The organism is Candidatus Hydrogenedentota bacterium (genome assembly GCA_035416745.1).
Classification (GTDB): domain Bacteria; phylum Hydrogenedentota; class Hydrogenedentia; order Hydrogenedentales; family SLHB01; genus UBA2224.
This window is the reverse complement of the sequence record DAOLNV010000062.1, coordinates 28,177-31,945: the sequence shown is the minus strand read 5'-3', so window position 1 is coordinate 31,945 and position 3,769 is coordinate 28,177. Positions and strand designations below refer to the sequence as shown.

At 60.1% G+C, this 3,769-nt stretch carries 4 protein-coding genes; all 4 read right to left on the bottom strand.

Annotated elements, in window-relative coordinates:
• The coding region (locus PLJ71_16490; GenBank protein HQM50287.1) for a type II secretion system protein at positions 1-161 on the bottom strand (161 nt) is incomplete at its 3' end.
• A gap of 53 nt (positions 162-214) precedes the next feature.
• Positions 215-1,453, bottom strand: a complete 1,239-nt coding sequence (locus PLJ71_16485; protein HQM50286.1) for a type II secretion system F family protein — start codon at positions 1,451-1,453, stop codon at positions 215-217.
• A 15-nt stretch (positions 1,454-1,468) separates the two neighbouring features.
• Positions 1,469-3,208 carry a GspE/PulE family protein gene (locus PLJ71_16480; protein ID HQM50285.1) on the bottom strand — a complete coding sequence of 580 codons (1,740 nt, stop codon included), beginning with the start codon at positions 3,206-3,208 and terminating at the stop codon, positions 1,469-1,471.
• A gap of 22 nt (positions 3,209-3,230) precedes the next feature.
• The coding region (locus tag PLJ71_16475) for an ATPase, T2SS/T4P/T4SS family (protein HQM50284.1) at positions 3,231-3,769 on the bottom strand (539 nt) is incomplete at its 5' end.

Below are 3,769 nucleotides of genomic sequence, written 5' to 3'. Positions count from 1 at the left end.
GTCATGGCGAGGTCCGCGCCGCGTATTTCCTCGACGGCGCGCGCCATGCGCGCTTTTGCGATCCAGTTGGTGACGTTGGGCACCACGATGGCTGCCAGAATGCCGATGATGGCAATCACCACCAATAGCTCGATCAGCGTGAACCCGTGTTTTCTTGTCATCACTCGCACTCCTTCAGTTGTTTTCCACCGCCCGGGCGCCGCCAAACAGCGCGTTATACGCCGCTCATCACGTCCGCCAGGGAGAAGATCGGCAGATACATGGATATCACGATAAAGCCGCAGATAAAGCCCAGGATCACGATCATGGCCGGCTCCATGAGGGCCAGCAGAGCTTCAACCGCCGCCTCGACCTCCGCGTCATAAATGTCCGCAACCTTCATCAGCATGGCGTCCAGGCTGCCGGTCTCTTCGCCGACGTCGATCATGTTGACCACCATCGCGGGAAACACCTTCGCTTCGTCGAGCGGGGCGGCGATGGTGTCCCCCTCCTTGATGCTGTCGTGCACCTTCTGGATGGCGTTCTCGATGACCTCGTTGCCGATGGTCTCTTTCGTGATGCGCAGGGACTGCAGGATCGGCACGCCGGAGGTGATCAGAGTGCCCAGGGTGCGCGAGAACCGCGCCACGGCCACCTTGGTCACCAAATCGCCCACCAGGGGTACCCGCAACACCACGCGGTCCATGATGCGCTTCACAACATGAATCTTGCTGAGGATCTTGATGCCGATAATCGTACCGTTGAAGTACAGCGAGACTTTCCACCACTCGAACCGGGCGAAGTCGCCGCACTTGATCAGGAACTGCGTCATCCAGGGCAGTTTCGCTCCGAAATCCTCGAAAATGACCGCGAACTCGGGCACGACGTAGGACAACAGGAACCACACGATGCCGGTGGCCACGAGGAGCACGGCAATGGGGTAAACCATGGCGCCCTTGACGCGGCGTTTCAACGCCTGGCGGCGTTCCATGAACTGGGCCAGGCGCTGGAGCACCACCTCGAGCATACCGCCGACCTCGCCCGCGCGCACCATGTTGACGTACAAGCGGTCGAATTCCTTGGGATGCTTCGCCAACCCTTCCGAAAACGTTGACCCCGACTGAATGTCTTCGCGCACTTCCTTCAAGATGTCGCGCAGTTTGCAGGGTTTGAGCTGCATGATCAGCACGTTGATGCTGCGCAACAGGGGCAGGCCGGCGTCGATCAGCGTCGAAAGCTGGCGGGTCATCACCACCAGTTGTTTCGTCTTCACCCCGCCGAAATACAGCTCGCTCAGCCCGCCCTTCTCTTTGCGGGCACGCTTCTCGTCGCTCTTGCGGGCTTCATAAACCTTGGTGGGATACAAGCCCATCTGGCGGATATCGTTGATGGCAAGGGCCTGGTTTTCCGACTCGACAATGCCGAAGCTCTCCTTGCCATCCTTGTTCATCGCCTTGTACGCGTATTTCGGCACGGCAACGCTCCTCCCTTAGTCGTCGTAACGATCCGTGTGCAGCAGGACTTCCTGGGCGCTTGTAATGCCCTGCACGCACTTGATAAGGCCCTCTTCGCGAAGGGTGCGCATCCCTTTGGACCGGGCGTACTTGCGCAACTCGTGTGACATCACGCGCGATAGGATCATATCGCGGACGGTTTCGTCCACGTTCATCATCTCGAACAGGCCCGTGCGGCCCGAGTACCCGGTGAAATTGCAGGCTACGCACCCGTTGGGACGGAATAGCTTGAACTTCGGGTCGTTGCGCCACGATGCCGGAACTCCCAGCATATCCATCTCTTCCTTATCCGGCTGGTACGCCTCTTTGCAGTGGCGGCACAACGTCCGCACCAGCCGCTGGGCCAATACGCCCTCGAGCGACGACGTGATCAGGTACGGTTCGAGGTCCATATCGAGCAAGCGCGTGATGGTCTCGGGAGCGCTGTTGGTGTGCAGCGTGCTCAGCACCAAGTGACCTGTCAGCGAGGCCTCGACCGCGATCTGGGCGGTCTCGAGGTCGCGGATTTCACCGACCATGACAATATCGGGGTCCTGGCGCAGGATGGACCGCAAACAGGCCGCGAACGTGAGCCCGACCTGTTCGCGCACCTGGACCTGCACCAGCTGGTCGATGTGCAACTCGACGGGGTCCTCCGTCGTGATGATCTTCACGCCGACCTGGTTCAATTCTTTCAAAGCGCCGTACAGGGTGGTGGACTTGCCCGAACCCGTGGGGCCCGTGACCAGGAAAATGCCGTTCGGCTTCGCGATGAGGTTCCGGATCTTCTTGAGCACATCGGGCGAGAACCCAAGGGCGTCCAGGTCGATGCGCACGGCCGTGCGGTCGAGCAAACGCATCACCACGTTTTCGCCGTACAGCGTCGGCAGGGTGCCTACGCGGATATCGACCTCCGCGTCGCCGATCTTAAGGTCGATGCGCGCGTCCTGGGGAAGGCGCCGTTCACCAATGTCCATGTCGCACATGATTTTCACGCGCGAGACGAGCGCCAGCGCCATGGTCTTCGGCGGACTGACGATTTCGTGCAGCACGCCGTCGACGCGGATGCGAATGCGAAAATCGTCTTCGTAGGTCTCGAAGTGAATATCGGATGCGCGCTTCTGCACGGCCTCGAGCAGCACCAGGTTGACGATCTTGATGATCTCAGGTTCCTGTGCCAGCTCGACAAGGTTCTCGGCGTCGCCAACGATTTCCTGCTGTCCCAATTCCTCGGAGGTCAACTCGGCATCGCCCACCCGTTCGACCAGGTCCCGGAGGGTTTCGTGCACCGACTCGCTCTCGTACGAGTAGTTGTTCTTGATAAACGAGGCTATGGCCTGCTCGTTGCTCACCGCCCCTTTCACCCTGTATCCCAGGATCTGCGAGAGATCGTCTATGATGCCCAGGTTCAAGGGGTCGGCCATCGCAACCGTCAGCACGCCGTCGTCGAAACGAACCGGCACGATGCTGTAGAACCGCGCTATGTCCGCCGACACCTTTCCGAGCACCTCGCCCGACACCTGGATCTTGGTGATGTCGACGCGCTCCATGCCCGACTGCACGCCGAGCGCCTCGACCACCGCCTGCTCGTCGCACAGGCCCATCTGGACCAGCACGCGCCCCAGCATCTCGCCGGTCAGGCGTTGACGCTGAAGGGCCTCATCCAATTCCAGCGGCGTAATCACGCCATGGTCGACAAGAATGTCGCCTATCGGTCGTTCGTGTGTGACGGCCATTGCTTACATTTCCTCTCGCGCGTTACGTCTGACGGACATTCACCGCGCCCTCTTCTTCAGGCTTCGGCGCGTCGTCCAGGCCTAGCTTAATCGCGGCATCCCGGAATTCCTCGAGATTCTGGGCTTTACCCGCAGCCACTTCGTACGTGACGATGCCTTTGCGATACAGCGCCAACAAGTGTTCATCCAGCAGATTCATGCCATACTTGTGCCCTGTTTGAATCGAGGACGTGATACGGTACGACTTGTTCTCGCGTATCAGGTTCTGAATGGCCGGCGTGGTGATCATCACCTCGAACGCCGCCACACGCCCAAACCCCCCTTTACGGGGCAAAAGCGCCTGCGAAATCACGGACTTCAGGTTACCGGCGAGCTGCGTGCGGATCTGCTCCTGCTGGTTCGTAGGAAACGCGTCCACGATACGGTCGATGGTACGGACCGCACCCGTCGTGTGCAGCGTGGCAAACACCAAGTGACCGGTCTCAGCCGCCGTGACCGCCGCCTCAATCGTATCCAGGTCGCGCATTTCCCCCACCAGAATGATGTCGGGGTCCTGACGCA